The 19,755-nt window shown below is 38.2% G+C and carries 16 protein-coding genes and 1 pseudogene; 2 read left to right on the top strand and 15 right to left on the bottom strand.

The window, feature by feature from the left end; translation table 11 throughout:
• Positions 1-19: 19 nt before the first annotated feature.
• The 5 genes from QNH17_RS10640 to QNH17_RS10620 form a co-directional block, all read right to left on the bottom strand.
• Positions 20-1,255: an MFS transporter gene (locus QNH17_RS10640; RefSeq protein ID WP_283878649.1), complete on the bottom strand. Its 1,236-nt coding sequence runs from the start codon at positions 1,253-1,255 to the stop codon at positions 20-22.
• Between the two features lie 191 nt (positions 1,256-1,446).
• A complete protein-coding gene (locus QNH17_RS10635) occupies positions 1,447-3,087 on the bottom strand; it encodes a glycoside hydrolase family 43 protein (RefSeq protein WP_283878648.1) in 1,641 nt (546 codons plus the stop codon).
• Positions 3,088-3,166: 79 nt separating this feature from the next.
• Complete coding sequence (locus tag QNH17_RS10630) at positions 3,167-3,448, bottom strand: carboxylesterase family protein (protein ID WP_283878647.1); 282 nt, start codon at positions 3,446-3,448, stop codon at positions 3,167-3,169.
• 27 nt (positions 3,449-3,475) lie between these two features.
• The gene (locus tag QNH17_RS10625; protein ID WP_283878646.1) at positions 3,476-3,877 is read right to left on the bottom strand and encodes a C-glycoside deglycosidase beta subunit domain-containing protein; all 402 of its coding nucleotides are present in this window, start codon (positions 3,875-3,877) and stop codon (positions 3,476-3,478) included.
• An 11-nt stretch (positions 3,878-3,888) separates the two neighbouring features.
• Positions 3,889-4,782: a sugar phosphate isomerase/epimerase family protein gene (locus QNH17_RS10620; protein WP_283878645.1), complete on the bottom strand. Its 894-nt coding sequence runs from the start codon at positions 4,780-4,782 to the stop codon at positions 3,889-3,891.
• Between the two features lie 317 nt (positions 4,783-5,099).
• Between QNH17_RS10620 and QNH17_RS10615 the strand changes: the two genes are divergently transcribed.
• Positions 5,100-6,533 carry a DHA2 family efflux MFS transporter permease subunit gene (locus QNH17_RS10615; protein WP_283878644.1) on the top strand — a complete coding sequence of 478 codons (1,434 nt, stop codon included), beginning with the start codon at positions 5,100-5,102 and terminating at the stop codon, positions 6,531-6,533.
• A gap of 95 nt (positions 6,534-6,628) precedes the next feature.
• On the opposite strand, the gene QNH17_RS10610 is transcribed toward QNH17_RS10615, so the two are convergent.
• From QNH17_RS10610 to QNH17_RS10570, 10 genes and pseudogenes are all read right to left on the bottom strand, one after another.
• Positions 6,629-7,594, bottom strand: a complete 966-nt coding sequence (locus tag QNH17_RS10610; protein ID WP_283878643.1) for an ROK family glucokinase — start codon at positions 7,592-7,594, stop codon at positions 6,629-6,631.
• 54 nt (positions 7,595-7,648) lie between these two features.
• Positions 7,649-8,620: a sugar phosphate isomerase/epimerase family protein gene (locus tag QNH17_RS10605; protein ID WP_283878642.1), complete on the bottom strand. Its 972-nt coding sequence runs from the start codon at positions 8,618-8,620 to the stop codon at positions 7,649-7,651.
• The gene (locus tag QNH17_RS10600) at positions 8,617-9,072 is read right to left on the bottom strand and encodes a C-glycoside deglycosidase beta subunit domain-containing protein (protein ID WP_283878641.1); all 456 of its coding nucleotides are present in this window, start codon (positions 9,070-9,072) and stop codon (positions 8,617-8,619) included. The genes QNH17_RS10605 and QNH17_RS10600 overlap by 4 nt, the downstream gene beginning before the upstream one ends.
• Before the next feature lie 14 nt (positions 9,073-9,086).
• Positions 9,087-10,211 (bottom strand): Gfo/Idh/MocA family protein, encoded by a 1,125-nt coding sequence (locus QNH17_RS10595; RefSeq protein ID WP_283878640.1) that lies wholly within the window; start codon positions 10,209-10,211, stop codon positions 9,087-9,089.
• Between the two features lie 66 nt (positions 10,212-10,277).
• Positions 10,278-11,183, bottom strand: a complete 906-nt coding sequence (locus QNH17_RS10590) for a sugar phosphate isomerase/epimerase family protein (protein WP_283878639.1) — start codon at positions 11,181-11,183, stop codon at positions 10,278-10,280.
• Between the two features lie 258 nt (positions 11,184-11,441).
• The gene (locus tag QNH17_RS10585) at positions 11,442-14,120 is read right to left on the bottom strand and encodes a glycosyl hydrolase (RefSeq protein WP_283878638.1); all 2,679 of its coding nucleotides are present in this window, start codon (positions 14,118-14,120) and stop codon (positions 11,442-11,444) included.
• Positions 14,121-14,190: 70 nt separating this feature from the next.
• Positions 14,191-15,588: an MFS transporter gene (locus QNH17_RS10580; RefSeq protein ID WP_283878637.1), complete on the bottom strand. Its 1,398-nt coding sequence runs from the start codon at positions 15,586-15,588 to the stop codon at positions 14,191-14,193.
• A 422-nt stretch (positions 15,589-16,010) separates the two neighbouring features.
• Positions 16,011-16,202, bottom strand: a pseudogene (locus tag QNH17_RS29975) (fibronectin type III-like domain-contianing protein); the annotation flags it as partial.
• A 269-nt stretch (positions 16,203-16,471) separates the two neighbouring features.
• Entirely contained in the window at positions 16,472-17,569 is a 1,098-nt protein-coding gene (locus QNH17_RS10575; protein ID WP_283878636.1) for a Gfo/Idh/MocA family protein, read from the bottom strand.
• 19 nt (positions 17,570-17,588) lie between these two features.
• Positions 17,589-18,377, bottom strand: coding sequence for a sugar phosphate isomerase/epimerase family protein (locus tag QNH17_RS10570; RefSeq protein WP_283878635.1), 789 nt, complete (start codon positions 18,375-18,377; stop codon positions 17,589-17,591).
• Positions 18,378-18,735: 358 nt separating this feature from the next.
• Between QNH17_RS10570 and QNH17_RS10565 the strand changes: the two genes are divergently transcribed.
• On the top strand, positions 18,736-19,755 hold the full coding sequence (locus QNH17_RS10565; RefSeq protein WP_283878634.1) for a sugar phosphate isomerase/epimerase family protein: 1,020 nt from the start codon (positions 18,736-18,738) through the stop codon (positions 19,753-19,755).

Genomic DNA, 19,755 nt, shown 5'->3' with positions numbered 1-19,755 from the left:
TTTTCTTCTCCTTTGGAGTTTATTTATGTCCACCTAAAATCGAAACAAAATCAGAATTTTGTCTTGCTCTCTGATTCCAGGCCACACACATGACAATACTGCCTAACAAAATAACAGCACCAAAAATAAATGGAACATTATATGATACATCAAATAAAATTCCCGCTAATGAGGGGCCGATAATATTTCCTAAACTGCTATAGGCATTGTTCATCCCCGCAGCAAAACCTTGTTCACTTCCTGCCATCTTTGATAACAGGGTATTAATGGCTGGGCGAAGAATGGATGTAAACAAGATAAACAAAATATTCATAAATAACATGAATAAAAAATTCCCAGAAATTAAAATAAGAACCATGGTTACAGCAGATAAGAAGAAACAAATATTAATTACTCGAATCTCATCAAAACGTCGAAGAAGCTTATCTACCATAAGCGCCTGAATGATAACCCCGGTCAAAGCGGCGATAGTCATGATGATGGAAATATCTTTAGGTGTATACTCATATTTCTCACTAACATATATTCCAAAGATCGTTTCAAAGTTTGCCAAGCCAAACGTCATGGTGAAAATAAGCAGTAAAAGGACAAAGTAAGACACTTTAAAAGACCTTTTGATTTCATGAATCATTCCGTTTTGTTCCAACGATGAATTTCTAAACACACGCTGTTGTGCTTTTGACAATGACTCAGGTAAAAATAATAGGGAGACGATCATGGCGATTCCAGCGGCAAGTGCTGAAGCATAGAACGGGACACGTATACCGAATTCTGCTAGAAATCCACCAATTCCTGGACCAATAACAAAACCCAGTGAAATGGAAGCACCAAGTAACCCCATCCCTTTCCCGCGATTTTCTATTGTTGTAACATCTGCCACATACGCCATAGTAGCTGGAATGAGCAATCCTACACCGATTCCCCCAATGAAACGTGATAAATAGAGAAGCCATAGGTCGGTACCTACACTAAATAGAAATTGAGACACCATAATGATGGCTAACCCTATAATCGTAATTTTTTTCCGACCATTTTGGTCTGAAAGCTTCCCACCTAGAGGTGAAAAAAGAAACTGAGTTAGTCCCGTTGCTGCTACGAGGTACCCCATATCTTTACCGCTGGCTCCGATCTCTAGAATAAATTTCGGAAGAACCGGGATCGCTAACCCCACCCCTACTAAAGCAATAAATGTGTTTATCATTAGAATTAATAACGGCATATTCATTTTTACCTTTAACAAATTAAACCTTTGCATTTACTTTCTCCTGTTCTAAAAACTTAAAATCTTACTTATTATTTTACCTGTCTATTCACTCATTTCATTTCACTTTTTTAATCTCTTATTAGTGCAATCTTTATCTTTGATTTTTTCAAATTTCTTTTAAAAATAAAGAGATTAAAAATCTTATTGTGATTTTTAATCTCTACTTACCAATTTTTCTTTTATTATTCGGCTCCTTTATATTCAAACCAATCAAACTCAGCATAGTTGTTGCTATCCTGGTTGTTCGAACTAGCAAACATACCAAGCATTGTCCCCACCATGCCACCAACAATCTCCGGATTTATTTTTCTCGCGTCTGCGTTCTCGTAAAGTAATGAGAGACTTTCGTGCACGTTGCCATAATAAAAGCTATAAGCTTGCCCTTCTGCGATCATGCTAAGAATGATATCTCCACCATCCACTTTAGTAGTAGCAAGCTCAGTTTCCGTTGTTACACCTTTAAAATGCGGTTGGTGCGGGTATCCGTTAAGCTCGCTAGTACACTGGATCAACCTCAGTATTTGCTGCCCCTTTTCCATTGATCGCTCAAACCGGATTTGATGGTTAGACGCCTGCATCACGACAATCCCTGCCGTCTCATTCTCTGATAATGCATTAAAGTGCATTTTGACAGAGATCCGAAAGCTAGTATGCAATTGTCTTCGTCCAACAAAGCTCAAACTCGGAACATCCTTAACCGTTTCAGTTGCAGACAAGTCTATCTTGCGTAATTCTGGGCTCATGGAACGTGGCAGCAAGCTCAAGGACAACTTGCTGTCTGAGAGCGTATGAAAATCATTATAAGGTGTTCCGAAGAAAACCCAATCCATACCGAGTTTTTCGCCCTCAAAATCGTCCCTGATTGGAATAGGTTTTGATGTATAGGCAGGAAGGGCAGGAGCTGGATAACTCCATTCTATTTTTCCTGTACCAGGGCTTATGACCGGCCAACCTTCCTCCCAAACGACTGGTGCGATAAAGGTTTCCCTGCCAAGGTTTTTATGATACCCCTCAATCAGGCGGGAACCTAGCATAACCGCATACCATTCCCCGTTTTTCAGTTCAACAAAATCAGCATGGCCAACATTACAGATTGGATACTGTTTCCCTAGATGTCGATGCGTCAAAATCGGATTTCCCGCATAGCCCTCATAATAGTCAATAATATTTTTACTTCGTGCGATTGTGACTGCATGGAAGTGTTCCGTACCTCCCTCAGCAATCATCAAATAATAATAACCATTCTTTTTGTAAAGATGAGGAGCTTCAGGTGAAGCGCAATTATTCAAGGCTCCCCCCCATATTGTCTGTTTCTCGCCAACAAGGTTCAGATTGACTAAATCGATTTCACTGATCCAGATTACTTGATTTCCATGGGTCCCATTCTCACTGATATCGCCTCTAGTACCAGTGATGTATGCCTTGCCGTCTTCGTCAAAAAATAAAGAAGAATCAATGCCCGGGCAGCCCTCTAGCCAATACGGATCTGACCATGGCCCACGAGGGTCCTTAGCAGTGACAATAAAATTCCACTTGTCGCTGACATTCGTCGTAATCATATAGAAGGTGCCGTCATGATACCGAAGTGTAGGGGCCATGATTCCGGCTGTCATATGATCCGCTGTCGTATGCAATTGTGACTTACGGTCGAGTATGTGCCCGATCTGCTCCCAATGCGCAAGATCCGTGCTATGAAAAATGGGAACCCCCGGGAATAGGGAGAAACTTGATGTTATCATGTAGAAATCATCATCTACCCTGCAGATGGAAGGATCAGGGTAGAAACCTGGTAAAATTGGATTTATTAACTGTTTTTTCTCCAAATAAATCGCCTCTTTTATATTTTTCCCACTGTGCCATTTGATTTCTATTAAACTACTTTAAAAAGCGATTAGTCTGAATTCACATCAATGGGTTATTAATGGTACATGGCAACCATTCATTATTATTGTTAGTGTTAGGGTCGCCATTTTTTATGAAGTTTGTCCAAGCGGTAACCATTCTTTCTGACAGTTCAAAATCAGCTGCCTTATTTGGGCGCCAATTCCTTTTAAATGTACCAAACATGTACCATAGTTCTCCGGAATGAAAAGCGCAACTATCGTCACCAGGAAGATTTCTATTAAAATAGTACGATCGCCAAGGATCCTTATTGTCGACCCTGGCACCGGTTCCGCTCACCATTTCGGTCGCCAAGGACCTTATTATTGATCAAACCAAAATCAAAGTTCTTTTATGCGTTCCACCGAGAACAGTATCCGCCACTGGAGGAAAATAAGAGCAGCTATAGGTATAGTTGACTTCAATTTCATGGCTTCCTGATTCCAGACCGCCTTCTTTTGCAACGGTAAGAGTAGCAGGTTCTAGTAGACCCCAGTGAACATCCCCGAGTTCGGCCATTTCAGATTGTGTATAGGTAACACCGTTGATGGTCCAGGTAATTTGCTCTACCAAATAAGTTTCCCCATTAACAGTAACTGTAGCCGGGCGCAACTGAGAAAGCCAGAGTCCTCGATAATATAAGGATCTAATGTTAACCTGAAAGCCGACAATTTCTCCCTCACGTTCCACATTTTTAAATCCTCTCGATTGAATACAAGGTTTTTCTAACATTCGCTTCTCTCCTATTCTCCCAATATTCTTTTCATCATGACATGGTGTTTCCGAACCTGTTCAACAGCATAACCAGGCAAATCTTTCTTTGGACCTTCATACTCACTTACCATATAACCGTCCCATTTGTGCTCTATTAAAGTATTAATAATATTCTCGTACGGTATCGTAATCTCTTCGAAATCATCTGACATCTTCACGAATTTTGCATGACAGCAATATACATAAGGCAGTAACGGAATCATATCCTCTACCGGGCTGTGATCGCTTTCAGGCATGATAAACTCATCAGGGCCCCATTCACTGGCTGGTATAGTCTGGGTTGTAAAAACACCGAAGTCGATGTTCAGTCCAAAATGTTTAGTTCCCGTCTCGTTAATAAACTCGACATAATCATCCACCATCTTGGATTTTAAAAGCGTAGGGGCATGAATTTCCGGACACATGCGCACATTATATTTTTCTGCCAGCGGAAGAGCTATTTTAATAAACTCTCTCCAATTCTCTACTGGAGTAAGATCGTCATCGATTACACCTAATTTTGTACGAAGAACGGTAAATCCGAGTCGGTTGGCCAGTTTGAAATCGCGAACCAACATTTCATATGATTCTTCAGGAGTAAGATGTCTTCCCTGATATAGGCGGGAATCTACCCAATGTCCATATTCAACCGGTACGATATTATATTTATTAATTAATCGGTCCCAATTCTCCAGCCATTCCTCACTAGGATTTGGATAGCCTTCAATATGCGAGTTTGCTAGGATTTCCAATCCCCTTGCACCCATATCATCCATTTCAGCAAACATATCTTCCAAACTCATCGTAACTCCATATTCACCAGCATAACTATAAAGAGAAACTCCCCGTTTCGGTTTCCTATTAATCTCCACCTGATTAGTCATTTCAGCCTTCTCTCCTTTTTTCATTCAATAAATGATTCCGCCTACATTCAATCTTACCGTTTGTTATCACTTAATCCTCTCGTTAAATTAACTTTATAGATGTAGATTTTTGTTTCTTTTATCGTCCATTTTTTTATTAAAAAATATAGGATAAAAATTAATGTATAATTCTTATCCATTCAATTGATACTTTTTTACAATGAAAGCTACAAACTCATTTATTGACTAGGATATTTTTGACCTGTATTGTATCAAATAACGGACCGATTACAGGGGAACGTATATAGAAAATTTTCAAGAGAGAAGGGGTATGGTTAATGAAGGAATATAACACGCGTGCCATCATGGCTTCGCTGCTCATTTGCGGTTTTGTTGGTATGTTCAGTGAGACTGCACTTAACATTGCGATTAGTAATTTAATGGATGTGTTTCAAATTTCGGCCGCAACCGCACAGTGGTTGACGACGGGATTTTTGCTTACTCTCGGTATTCTGATGCCGATGACAGGCCTGCTGCTACAATGGTTTACAACGAGGCAATTGTTTATTGGTTCGCTTGCTAGCTCTATTGTCGGCACAGTTATTGCGGCGCTCGCGTTCAACTTTGAAATGCTTATGGTTGCTCGCGTTCTACAGGCGGCAGGCATGGGTCTTTTGATTCCGCTCATGTTCAATACGATCCTCGTCGTGTATCCACCCGAGAAGCGTGGAGCCGCGATGGGCTTCGTCGGACTTGTAATCATGTTCGCGCCGGCAACTGGCCCAACTGTTGCAGGTCTCCTAATCGAATATTTTACATGGCACTACATCTTCTGGCTCTCGCTGCCGTTTTTGGTTATTGGGCTGTTTGTAGGGCTGAAATATTTGGAAAATGTCACCGATGTAACAAAGCCTCGGATTGACTTACTGTCCGTGGCATTATCAACCATCGGGTTCGGAGGGATTGTCTTTGGTTTCAGCAAAGCAGGAGAAGGATCCGAGGGTTGGACCAGCACGGTCGTGATTACTTCGATTGCCATCGGGTTAATCGCGCTCGTTTTGTTCACACTACGCCAGACCACAATGAGTGATCCGATGATGGACCTGCGAGTCTTTAAGTATCCAATGTACAATGTAGGATTACTTATGGTGCTCTCGTGCATGATGATCATTTTGTCGAGCATGATTATTCTGCCAATGTTTCTTCAAAATGGTATGAAACTGTCTGCGTTTACTGCCGGTCTCATGTTGTTGCCGGGCAGTGCGCTAAACGGCATCTTATCACCGCGGATGGGACGTTTATTTGACAAGTATGGACCGAAGTGGCTCGTTATTCCCGGACTTGCTATCGTTGCGGTAACGTTATGGTTTTTCTCCAGCATATCGCCCACATCATCAATCGCTTTTATCGTCGTCCTTCATATTGGATTAATGATCGGCATTTCCATGGTGTGGATGCCAGCACAGACCAACGGCCTAAACCAGCTGCCACCTGCACTATACCCACACGGAACAGCAGTCATGAACACGTTGCAGCAGGTCGCGGGTGCGATTGGTACAGCTATCGCAATCATCATTCTTACGACAGGAATGGAGAACTATTTGCATGACTCCTCTGCACCGACTCAGCAGACCGAGATGGCTAACGCTATGACGGTGGGCTCACAGCATGTGTTCTTGTTTGCGATGATCGTGACGCTGGTCGGCCTCGCCATGGCCTTCTTCATCCGCCGCGTTATCGTCAAGCATTCAGCCATGAATCCAATGCATTAATGACTATTTCTAATTTTGTCTGAGGACTTCATAGCAACAGACAATAAAAAAGATGCCAATTTATTCTTTACTGAATAATTGGCATCTTTTATTTGTTAACTCTTGCTGGATTCTTTAACCAACGATGCTGCACCGATGACACCTGCATCATTTCCTAGTTGGGCCAGTTTTAATTTCGTACTTGTTTTAACCGTTGGAAATGCAAATTTAAGGAAGTAATCTTGGACCCCTTTTAACAGCATCTCACCTGCAGCTGAAACTCCTCCGCCAATCACAACCGTTTCAGGATTCAATATATTCCCAATATTGGCGCAAGCCAGTCCTAAATAAAAATAAAATTTGTCTACAACAATTAAAGACAATTTATCTCCCCGTTTTGCATGATCAAATACAGTCTTTGCTGTTACTTCTTGTCCATCATCAATTAACCACTTCAATTCAGATTCACCGGCATATCTTTCTGAAAAATCCCTGGCTAAACGTACTACACCTGTTGCACTGGCCACTGTTTCCAAACAGCCTTGATTTCCACATGTACAATGATATCCATTTGGCTCTACATTAATATGTCCTATTTCTCCTCCTGCTCCAACCTTGCCATGAATCAGATTGCCATCTGCGATAATTCCGCCGCCAACACCTGTTCCAAGTGTAACAAATACCACATCTGCACCATTTTCACCGGCACCCTTCCAACGCTCGCCTAACGCAGCAACATTCGCATCATTATCGATATAAAATGGAATTCCAGTCCCAGCTTCAATCGATTCTTTCACTGGCTGCAAATTACTCCAATTTAAATTATATGCCCCAATCACAGTTCCTCTTTCGCGATCTACTGTTCCAGGTGAACCCATTCCAATTCCCAGGAATTCATCAGCTACAAGACCATATAATTCTATACGGTGATTAATAGATTCAATAATGCTAGGAACGATATTCTTTCCCTCATTTTGAATATCTGTCTCAATGCTCCACTTTTGTTGGATCTCCCCTTCTTCTGTCAAAATGGCAAATTTAACTGTTGTGCCACCTAAATCGATCCCAATTAATTTCTTCATTTTTCTCCCGCCTTAGTAAAGAATACAGGTGAAATTCACCTGTATTCTCTCAATTTATCTAGTTAGTATTTTTCTTTCCAAATCCAAAAGACGCTTCGTCATTAGTAAAGCCCTTCCCGATAAATGATCCTCGTATTCTGCCATAATATAACCGTCAAAATCAGAATTTTGGATAATTGGTAAAATGTCCTGATACGGAATACTCGCTTCCTCAAGATTCTCATCGATATAATGGAATTTTCCATGGAAGTGGATATTGTATGGCATGATTTTCTTTAACCCTTCTAAATCAGGCTCATTATAGAATGTAACAAACCCATACATTCCCTGAAGTGCACCCATTACTGGACCATTGGCACCAGCATCAAGCAACAGTTGTCTTGCTTCCTCTCTAGGCACATCATCATAGCGTAATTGCGCAGCCATTTCCAGCAATTCAAGCGGAGCTCCATTAGCTAAAGCCTCATCCCAATGTGGTTTATTTGGGCGAGTTGCAAAAGTTCCAAAGTCTGTTACAAATCCTAGATATTTAGATCCTGTTTTCTCAATTACTTCCACATATTTTTGGATATTTGGTGATGTTGGTGTCTCAGGATTATGAATTTCAATTCCTACCTTAATCCCATAAGCTTCAGCGTAAGGGGCTAATTTGCTGAATGCTGCCGGCGATAAAAGATACTGGGCACGCATGATCTTACAGCCTAATTTTTTGGCCGTTTTCAAATCAATAATCGCCGATTGAAGCAATTCATCATCCGTTAAATCACGATCGGATCTTAAGCCCCGGTCCGCATTTGCTCCGTAGGACACAAATTCAATTCCATAGTGATTCGTCATCGCTTTAAATTCATTTAACACCTTGTCACTTACATATGGATAAGAAGGCAGCATTTGGGTTCCTACCAATTCAAATCCTTCTGCTCCATATTCAGCTGCCGTACGAATACAGTCTTCTAATGTAAATTTGCCTTTTACATACTCATCTGTGAAGCTATATAAAGAAACACCTAACTTAATATTACTCATTTGGCTATAACCTCCTCTCTTATCGCTAGTGTTTTACTGCCACAAGAATCTAGTACAGCATATTCGCGTTCAATCTTTCTTCCTGGAACTGCCATATATGGGATTCGTAACATTAACTTTACATCAATTTGATGATCCCCTTCAGACAGTCCCCCTGGTTGATAAACATTAATTGTAGCGGGTTCTATTAAATTCCAAAACTCTGAAACCAGACTTGGAAGCTGTCTTACTGTAAACTCTTTGCCATTAAGAGTAAAAGTTAGATGATCTGTATTAACTTCCTTGCCATCAACCGTAACAGCAAATTCCTCAATACAGGATAAATAATGTCCACGATAGTTACTTAAACGGATTTGGAATTCATATCCCAACTTTTTCCCATTCACGTATGTGTTTTTCAGACTATTATCACAAACGACATCGACGAATGGCAGTTTCATACTAAATGCCATGTTTACACCTCCTATTAGCTTAAAACAGTCTCTTCCTCAAAAACAATTTCCTTACCAGTTTCTGCAGATTTATAAACCGCATCTAAAATTTTCGTTACCACAAATGCTTGTTCTGGTTTTACAAGTGGTTCTTTATCATATTTTACAGCCTCTAACCATTGTTTTGCTTCTAGGACCTCTGGCTTATTTGATCCGCCTTCAAAGAACGCAATTGCACCACCTGCGGAATTTTTCTCTTCTGTTAACATACCATTGCGTGAGGAATTATAAACTAACTCATTGGTACGGAAGCTCATGCCGGAATTGATTTGTGCTCCAGACTTTGTTCCGCAAAGAGTAGTAGCAGCCTCTCTAGATTCTAAAACGTTAAGCGCCCAAGATGATTCAAGGAAAATTGTTGCTCCATTTTCCATTTTGATATAACCAAACGCGGAGTCCTCTACCTCAAACGTTTCCGGATCCCATGGACCGAACATATTTCCTTCAACGGCTTCCGGTAAATGACCTAATTTATTGAAAACAGAACCTGTTACAGAAACTGGTTTGTAATTATCCATCATCCATAAAGTAATGTCGAGAGCATGTGTACCGATATCGATTAATGGACCTCCGCCTTGTTGAGATTTATCAGGAAACACTCCCCAAGTTGGTACGGCACGGCGGCGAAGGGCATGTGCTTTTGCAAAATAGATATCCCCAAGCTCATTTTTTTCACATGCTTTATGAAGAGATTGTACTTCTGGACGGAATCGGTTTTGATAACCAATGGTGAATTTCTTGCCGGATTTTTTCCAAGCGTCGATCATTTTTTGAGCAGCTTCTGTAGTATGAGCCATTGGTTTTTCACACATAACATGCTTGCCTGCTTCAAAGGCTGCAACCGTAATTGGGCTATGGCTCACATTCGGTGTTAGTACATGTACAAGATCGATCGATTCATCCTTCAATAGCTCATGGTAGTCTTCGTAAACTTTAGCATCTGGTGTTCCAAATTCTTTCGCTGCTTTTTCAGCACGTTCAACGACGATATCACAAAACGCAACGATTTCGATCATATCTTTTAATTCTGATAATGCTGGAAAATGCTTTTGATTTGCAATACCACCGCAGCCAATAATACCGATTTTTAATTTACCCATAATTTATCCTTCTCCTTTTTCTTCATTAAATAAATGATTGATTTGATTAAAATATTGATAAGCTATTTAAGCAAAAAACTGACTCAAATAGTTTTTACTAATTTTAATAGAATCTTTTTTAGATTTAAGTGAATCTTCGAATGCTTTGTCCTCTACTTCAATGACGGCATATCCGCGGTAACCGATATCTGTTAAGGCAGATACATATTTTCCCCAATTGACATCCCCTAGACCAGGTAATTTAGGTGAGATGTATTCAAGCGGAGATGCCATGATTCCAACATCGTTTAAGCGATCCTCGTATACCTTTATATCTTTAAAGTGGATATGGAAAATCCGCTCTTGGAATTCATAGATTGGCTTGATGTAATCCATTTGCTGCCAAACAAAATGCGATGGATCAAAATTTAATCCGAAATTTTTATTTGGAATAACTTCAAAGACACGTCGGAAGATGGCTGGTGTTGTCATCAGGTTTTGTCCGCCAGGCCACTCATCTGTGGTAAATAACATAGGACAGTTTTCAATCGCAATTTTCACTCCCAGTTCATCAGCGTACTCCACGATAGGCTTCCAAACAGAAGTCATTATTTCCAAATTTTCTTCTACTGTTTTCTTTTGGTTCCTACCAATAAAGGTAGTTACCATGTTAATATCAAGCTTCTTAGCCGCTTCGATGCATTTTTTTATATGTGCTGCATAGTAATCACTTTTTTCTGGATCCTCATCTAATGCATTGGGATAATAAGCAATGGCGGAAATTTTGATTCCTTTTGCTTCGCTATAATTTTTGATGTAATCCACATTCAAGTTATCAACATCAATATGGGTAACACCGGCATATTTTCGAGCAGCTTTCCCAATCGGCCATGCACATATCTCCACACATGAAAATTCATTATTAGCTGCATAGTCAATTACTTCTTCAAAGCTGCATTCACTCAATATTGCGCTGTTGAATCCAAGTTTCATGCTGTCTGTTCCTCCTCCTATGTTTCTATCAAGTTTTATCTATTGATTCCGCTTACATATATATCTTAACCTCTTTTTTCAGATGTTCCCTTTCTTTAATTAACCTTCTCAGGTATAGATTTTCGTCTTTTTTATCATTTTCTTTTATCAAAATTATAAATAGGATAAATATTAGACTGTTATTTTTAATCTATTTGAAAAATGATGATAGTAACAGAAAAAAGGTGCGATACACTTTGTATCACACCTCACCTATCTTTACGTCCATAAAGTTATTTTTCCAAATATTCCTGTTGGATCAATTGCGTCGTGCCAAACAATAAATGGTGGTTCTGGATGATTGAAACGATCTCGATCTAAGGTAGTGGCCACTTCGACACGAACGGTATTGGTACCTTTCCTTAAATATTTTGCCACTTCAAATACATATGGCGGGCAAACCTTTATGCCTGCATATTCATCGTTGATCCATAACTCTGCTGCTTCATAAATATGATCAAAAGCTATTATCCCCTGCTTTGATATTCCCTCTATTTCGAAGGTTTTTTCGTACCTAATGATACCCGTATAAGTTGGATCTTGTTTTGAAATCGGAATGAGTTCCTTCATGAGATTTACTTCACCAAAATTCGGATATTCCTTGTTATTGACCAAAGAATAATTCCAATCAGATGATAAATCTAGGCTAGTTTTACAACTACAAAGTTTAGTAGAATATGGAATATATGTTTCGCAATTGTCGGCTTGTTCCTCAGAACATGCAAATACAACACATGATTCATATGGCTTTAACTTCAAATAAATAATATCATTTCCATTGTCTTTTCTAAATGGAAGCTTTTCAAATTTATTTTCAAGACCGTTATAAACAATGGCAGACTCCCCAAGCGATAATTCAATCTCGCCGCTAAAGGTCTCATGTGCGGATTCATTTTGGAACATGTAAATATTAATCTCTTTCCTATAATGATAGTAAGTTAAATCCTTAAATGGCTTCTTTAATTGAATATCATAAATTCCTAAGACTTTCAGTTCATTCGCCAAATTGTTCAATGGGATCACCTTATATTCTTCCGTTGCTCGTAAAAGTTCGGCTGCTTCCTTTTGGTCTACCACATTAGAAATCCCTTGCGGTCTGCCATCTACAAAAATAATTTCCAAGCCGACTGAATTTTTAATAAAAGAAGCCAACTCTTTTGTAATATATTGACTATATGGTATCACCAAACATTTAAACTCTTCACCGTTAATACTTAACTGTTGATTCTCTAACTTTCCGTTATAGGAAGTTAAATCATGTAAAATATCCATTGGAACAAAATCAAAATCAATCTGATTTTCAGTTAGAACTCTAGCTGGTTTTTGCATTTTCATATATTCCCCGGTCCATTCGCTCTCACCGTGGTATAAAACAGCAACAGGGGCGACGTGGGTACCGTCATTAAAAAGATGACATAAGCGATTCGCGTATTGCATCAAATGAGCAAAATGTTTGAACTGCGGATTATGTCCACGTGCATAAAAATGGGGCGGACAATCAAAGTCAGGATATTCACGCATCGAAAAAGCGTGTGGAACAAGATAATTAATCCCACGGACAATCAAGTGGTCCAAAATATACTTCATATCCCTGACTCCAAGCTTCCAACCATAAGCTCCAAAAAGTTCACACATGGTTCTCCCTTTTTTCTTTGGGTCAAGATGACCATAAGAAGAACCTAGCTTTCCTAAAGTATAATGATAGAATTCTCCATCTCCTTTGAAGACTCCCCTTCTCTCTAGACCGGCACCGCCAAAAATCACTTGACCGCCAATGACATCAATTCCAGACATATGCTGGCCAGATAATGCTCGAAAGAAATGGCCCGCACCGCTTCCTAAACGGCTATGCTGATCATTATCCTCAATAACATGGCCAATGTATTCAACATTATGATCTTCACACCATTTTCCTAGTTGATTACTGAAGTTCTTTTTATATAAACGAGTAACGATATCCATATATGTATATCGAGTATAGACACTTTGATTCATTTCTTCAGAGCTATTCCATAAATAGGGCAGGTACAATCGCCAATTCTCTCCTAGAGCGTCTGTAAGCATAGTTTTTGCTTCTTCACTCCAAGGTAATGGCATATCTTTTCTACCAATCGATTCATTAAAGTCAAATCCATTTACATTACCGAAAGCTGGTTCATCAGAAAAGAACCCGGCAAATGTCTTTCCAAACTCATCTTTGTAACGTGCATAATGGGGTTCATATACAGCTTCAAGTTGCGTACTGACAGAATCTTCATCGATCATATTAATATATTTCGGGTTGCCGCCATCTGTTTTCGTTTCATAAACGACATAAAGTCTCCATGGACCTTCTGGTAGGGTGCATGTCAAGAAATCACCTTCAACACTGTCCGTTAAATCAATTAACTCTTCATGAATAATCCCGTCTGTTACTAACTTTGCTGCAACAATACTTATTAACTTATTGTTTTTCTGCTCTTCTTTGTCGATCGTTTTACCAATATCAAGCCAGGAACTTTTTGGTTTTAACATGGGCGGAATATGTACCGTTACCTCATTTTGTGCTCCTAATATATCCAAAGTATTATAGTTAATATAGGTTTTCTTTCGTTCCGGATATTTGTTTTCAATTAAACCGTTGGCATATCCAGTTGGAAAATGGGCATCATCTAACACCCAAACACGCATACCACGCTCCTTAGCCTCATCCATTACGATATCGAGGTCATGCCACCAGCCAGGACCTGCAAAATCAGGGTGCGGCCTTGCCTCTACACAAACAGCCCTTATTCCGCATTCATAGATTTTAGCCATTTCTTCTCTGATTACTTCTTCCTCTTCCCCTCTCATCCACAGAAAAGGAAGAATATAATTTTTGTTATTCTGATTGGTCAAATCTTGTAAGATTCCTTTCATGATGTACCTCCTATTAAAATAGCTTATAAGCTACACATATCTGCGTAACTTATAAGCTCCATAAAGATTATTACATTGTTATTCCACTTTGCCTCTTAAGAAGTTCTTCTGTATTCGCCATTGCTCTTGCCTTCGTAATGTGATAGAAAAACAAAGGGATGGTTCCGATAATTAATAATATACCAGGTCCTAAGTTTACTAACATGTTAATTCCGTTCACTACATCAGGAGTTTGCTGTGTATTCGCAACATAACCAATTGCCCCTAGAACGGCTGCACTTATGGATCCTACTAAAGCGCTTGCAATTTTGGTAACTAGACTTGTAAAAGAATAGATCGCACCATCTGCACGTACGCCTGTCTTCAATTGACTCTCATCAATAGCGTCACCAACCATACTGAACACCATAAGGCCACTAAAACCAAGCGGAATACATGAAACCGCTGACAAAATATAGATCATCGTAAAGTTTGTGACTGGTGTTAAATACAATCCACACCAACCAAGTCCCATGATGATGGATCCACCTATTAAAAGAGTTTTCTTTTCAAAGAATTTTGCAATAAACGAAACCCCAAATGCACCAATAGCTCCACAAACCGATAATATTGTAAATAATACCGCGATTAAATCAGGTCGGTTTAACACATAAATAGCGTAATACACGATAGTCCCAATTCTACCAAATACACCAAGTAAAACAATGAAAAGACTTGATAAAATTAACAATACTGGTTTATTGGACCAAACTGATTTTAATGATTCCTTTATAGAAGGTCTTTCTTCTTTTGCAGGAGTTACAATTTCCTTACAGTTTTTAAACGTTAAGATGAGAAGTGGAGCCGATACCAATGATAAAACAATTGCTGCATAGAAAAAACCGTTTTGTTGATCTCCCTTACCTAAAAAAGTAATTAAGGGCATTACAGCAGCACCAGTTAGAATACCTGCTAATTGTCCAAAAACACCTCTATAAACGTTTAAATTTGTTCTTTCATTTGTATCCCTTGTCATTACGGTTGCCAGTGCACCATATGGAACATTAACCACCGAATGAACGGTGCCTAATAATAAATATGTAACAGCAGCGTAAATGACTTTCCCAGTAGTTGAAAGATCTGGAGTGTAAAAAGTCAATATATTGAGGACACAAAGTGCTAATGCACCATAAAGGATATATGGTCGAAAACGTCCGTGTTTGCTTTTGGTCCGTTCCATTATTAAGCCGAGGAGAGGATCTACAAAACAATCCCATACCCTTGCTACTAGTAAAATAATAGCAGCTATACCACCAGCTATACCAAAAACATCAGTGTAGAAAAACAATAAATAAGATGACGCTAAACTCCATACAACACTTGCAGAAAACTCTCCAAATCCATAACTTAATTTTGTAAAAAAACTAAGCTTTTCAGTATTTTGAGAAGCAACAATCTCATTTGTATTCTGAACCACTGCATTTGCCATATTTCTCCTCCTAATTTAAAGTACTGACCCTAAATTGTGTATCTCTGATTACAGTAGCTACTGTTAAAATTATATTAACTTACCCCATATGCAAACGCCTTCATATTATTACACATATAACTTAAATATTTTAACCTCTTTAAGATTTAAAGGGCTTTCATATTTAAAAGGATAAAAATTTAACTGTAATTTTTAATCTATTGTTTCAAGATTCAGAAATTATTAACTAGGAATAGTCAATTTGAATCACTTTTTTAGCTATTTTATCACATTATTAACTAGCTTAGATGAAGAATAAGTATTTGGATAATAACAATAAAAAAACGCAGCAATTTAACTTAAGTTAAATTGCTGCGTCTATAGGATCACTAACGGTTAAAGAAAGATTAATAATCTACTACAATAAATTCTCCTTCCAGTCCTTATTTTGAGTTTGGACCGATACTTACTTTAAATAAACCAGGTTCAATGATATAATTCATTGCTTCATTATAAAAACCAAGATTCTTGATCTCAATCTCAAAACTTACTGTTTTCTTCTCGCCTGGCAGAAACTCTATTTTTTTAAATCCTTTTAACTCCTTAACCGATCTTACTCTGCTTGCAACTACATCTGTTAGATAAAGCTATACAATTTCTTCTCTCGACCGGTCCCCTGTATTTTGCACATCAACACTAATTGTTACTTTACCTTCCTTCGTAACTTCAGAAGCTGATATTAGCAATCAGTTCATTAATCTTATTCTCGTAATCCTCTACTATCATTTTTTCCTGTATGTTTAATTCTGCCATACCCAAAATCATTCCCCTCTATTTTTTATACTCAAGCAAAAAAGTACCCTATATAGATAGATTTTGTTTCTATCTATAGGATACTTTTTCCTCAAAATGATGAAGAAAGTAATAGAATTTTATTTTTATCTTCTTTCTCGAAAAAAACGGGTTCGTTCCGATTTGCTGCTTGATAAAAACGATCAATAATATCCATCGTGTAAACACCATGCTCTGCAGGAGCCATTAATGGCTCACCTGATAGAATACTATTTGTAAAATGTTCAAACTCATTCATTAATTTAATATTTGGATTCAGAATGGGAGAAATATCAACACAAGTATCCAATAATTCAGAATGGATCTTCAGCTCCCCATTAATAAGAGAAACTCCACCTTTTGTTCCGAGTATTTCTACATACTGTTTGTCTTTTTCAATATTAGATGCCCAGCTGAATTCGAAATTAACAGTTGCTCCATTTTTTAAACCGATAAAGCCCAGTGCAGAATCTTCAACATTAAAGATTCCATTCGGATTTCCCTGATATCCATTGCGATTACGGGTTGTTGTGTGGTCAAAATTATTATAAGCAGCTCCAGTCACATAAGAAGGTTCTGGCATACCCATAAGGTACAATGCTAAATCTAGATAGTGAACCCCTAAATCGATCATCACTCCGCCGCCGGCACAATCTTTATTTGTAAACCATGTGCCTCTTCCTGGTATGCCACTCCTTCTAATCCATCCAGCTTTTGCATGATAGATTTCTCCCAAGAACCCCTCATCAATATACTTTTTTAAATAAACGGCTTCATTTGTAAATCGGTTATTAAGACCGACCATTACCTTTTTCCCAGCTTTATTTTTTGCCTCTACAATTTTTTTCGCTTCGATTGCATTAACGGCAAGGGGTTTCTCACAATGAACATTTACTCCCTTTAATAGAGCGTAAATAGAAATTTCTGCGTGCAGATAATTCGGTGTACAGACACTAACAAGATCCAAATTTTCTGTAGTAATCATTTCCTCATAATTGCTATAAACGTTGTTAATATTATATTTTTCGGCTAATCTTTTAGCATTTTCTAGATTCACATCACATATGGAGACTAATTCAACATTAGGGAGATTCATATAATTATTTAAGTGTTTTCTCTCCGCGTTACTGCCAGCACCAATTACCCCATATCTTAATTTCCGATTATTCATCTAATCCTCTCCTTATGCTTTAAAATGCAAGTTTCTTCATGTATTCGATGGTAAAATCGATTCCTTTTTCGCCTAATTCTCCTGTCCAAACGGGTGAATGAGGTTCAATACTCAGACCGCCGGAATACCCTTTCACTCTTAATAAAGAAATAAATGTTTTCCAATCCGTCTGATCCAGCCCTGCAGGCGGATCATCCACTCTCTGACCATTAATAATCATGGAACCCTTTAGATGAACATGGTTGAAACGATCTCCCCAATCTAAAGTTTCTTGTAAATAATCCCCACCGAAGTATCTGCTGTGGGATGGATCAAATTTAATCCCCAAGTCTTTTAAATGGCCATGAACGATTTTCCAAACTTCAGGGTTATGGACAAAGTTTACTTTTCGGCAGTTGTAAGTAGAAATTTTTATCCCTTTTGGTTTAGCGTAGTCAATAAGCAGTGAAAAAAAGGTTATCGCAGCTGTACAGTTCTCATAAAAGGATAATTCTTCGACATAATTACATCCGCTAACAAAATTGGTGCATCCTAGTTCACTAGCGACATCAATTAATCTGTAACACCTCTCTAATTCTTCTTCTATGACACTTCCCTTTTCATCAATACGTAAAGACTTCCATCTGCCAATAGATTCAATCGAAACACCGTATTCATTTTTCCACTTTAGTAAATTGCCTCTATTTTGATAAAAGGCATCTACATCTTGCCCTTCATTCACACAGACCTCAATAAAATCCAGCCCTTTTTGCTTGGCACGTTGAAAACTTTCCTCAGTTGGTGCTGCTATGATTCCAAGTTGCATCATTTCAAAAACCTCTTCTCTAAATTTTTTGGGACTTACAATCTATATAACTTTTTGTTTTTGATTTGCGCTTACAATTTTATTTTAAAGGTTACGTTTATAAGTTTCTCTCCACCTCTTAACCACTTTATTGTCAGTTTTTTATTCATTTTGTTTTCTTTTAAATACCTATAACCATGAGAGATTAAAAATTTACACATGATTTTTAACCTCTACTCATGATTAGTAGAAAGACACAAAAAGGAGACGAAAATCTATATCTGCAATGATAAATAATGAAAAGGAATGAGGAGAAGCACAAGTTATGATACATATGTAAGCGGCATTAAATAAGGAAAATATTAAACGAAGGAGATTTTTTATGAGCAAAATTAAAACATGCGTGAGTTTGTATAGTTTGCAGGATGAATATTTAAATAAGCGTATGAGCCTAGAGGATATCTTTAAATTTTTAGCAGACAATTCAGTGGAAGGAATTGAAATTATTCCGGATCAAATGATGCATAACACCCCCCATCCTTCAGAAGAAACGTTAACAGAATGGGATCGACTAGTATCTACCTATAAAATGAAGCCAGTCATAGCGGATGTCTTCTTAAATACAAACTTATACAAAAATCGCGAATTAACAAAAAAAGAATGTGTTGAACTATTAATTGAAGAAATAAAGCTTGCCAATCAATTAGGAATTAGGCTGATTCGTTTGGTGTCCATGGTACCAGCTTTTGTTATCGAGCCATTATTGCCGTATGCAGAAAAATACAATGTAACATTAGCATTGGAAATTCATGCAGGTTTGAGTTTTGATGTTAAGAAGACGCAAGATTTTATTAAAGAGATGAAACGATTGGATTCTCCATATATCGGACTTGTAATTGATACGGGAATCTTCTGTAGAAGGCTGCCAAGAGTAATGGCTGATTATTGCAAACATCTAGGAACAAGCCAGGAAGTAATCGATTATATCAATCACATTTTCGAGCAAGGGAAAGACCCTAGGAAAGTATATCTTGAAAATGGTGGATTCCCAGATGACTTAAAGACATTATTAAAATCCGATGCTGATTACTTCTTTGCACATATGGCAGATGGATATGAAAATGATCCTTTCACTGTGTTAGATGAATATATGCCGTACATTAAACATTTCCACTTTAAACTATTTGAAATGACAGAAACTGGAGAAGAGTATTCGATTGATTATAAAGGCATTCTGCAATATTTGCATGATAAAGGCTACGATGGTTATGTTTCTACAGAATATGAAGGAAACCGCTGGGTACTCCCTGGAAATCCGATGAAGGAAAAAGAGCAAGTTTTGGCACATCAGGCGCTTATTCGAAACGTAATTAAGACATTAGAAGGTCAGGAGGTATATTGA

This window comes from Neobacillus sp. SuZ13, from assembly GCF_030123365.1.
Classification (GTDB): Bacteria; Bacillota; Bacilli; order Bacillales; family Cytobacillaceae; genus Neobacillus.
Note: the sequence above shows the minus strand (reverse complement) of the source record. Positions and strands in the feature narration are given on the sequence as shown.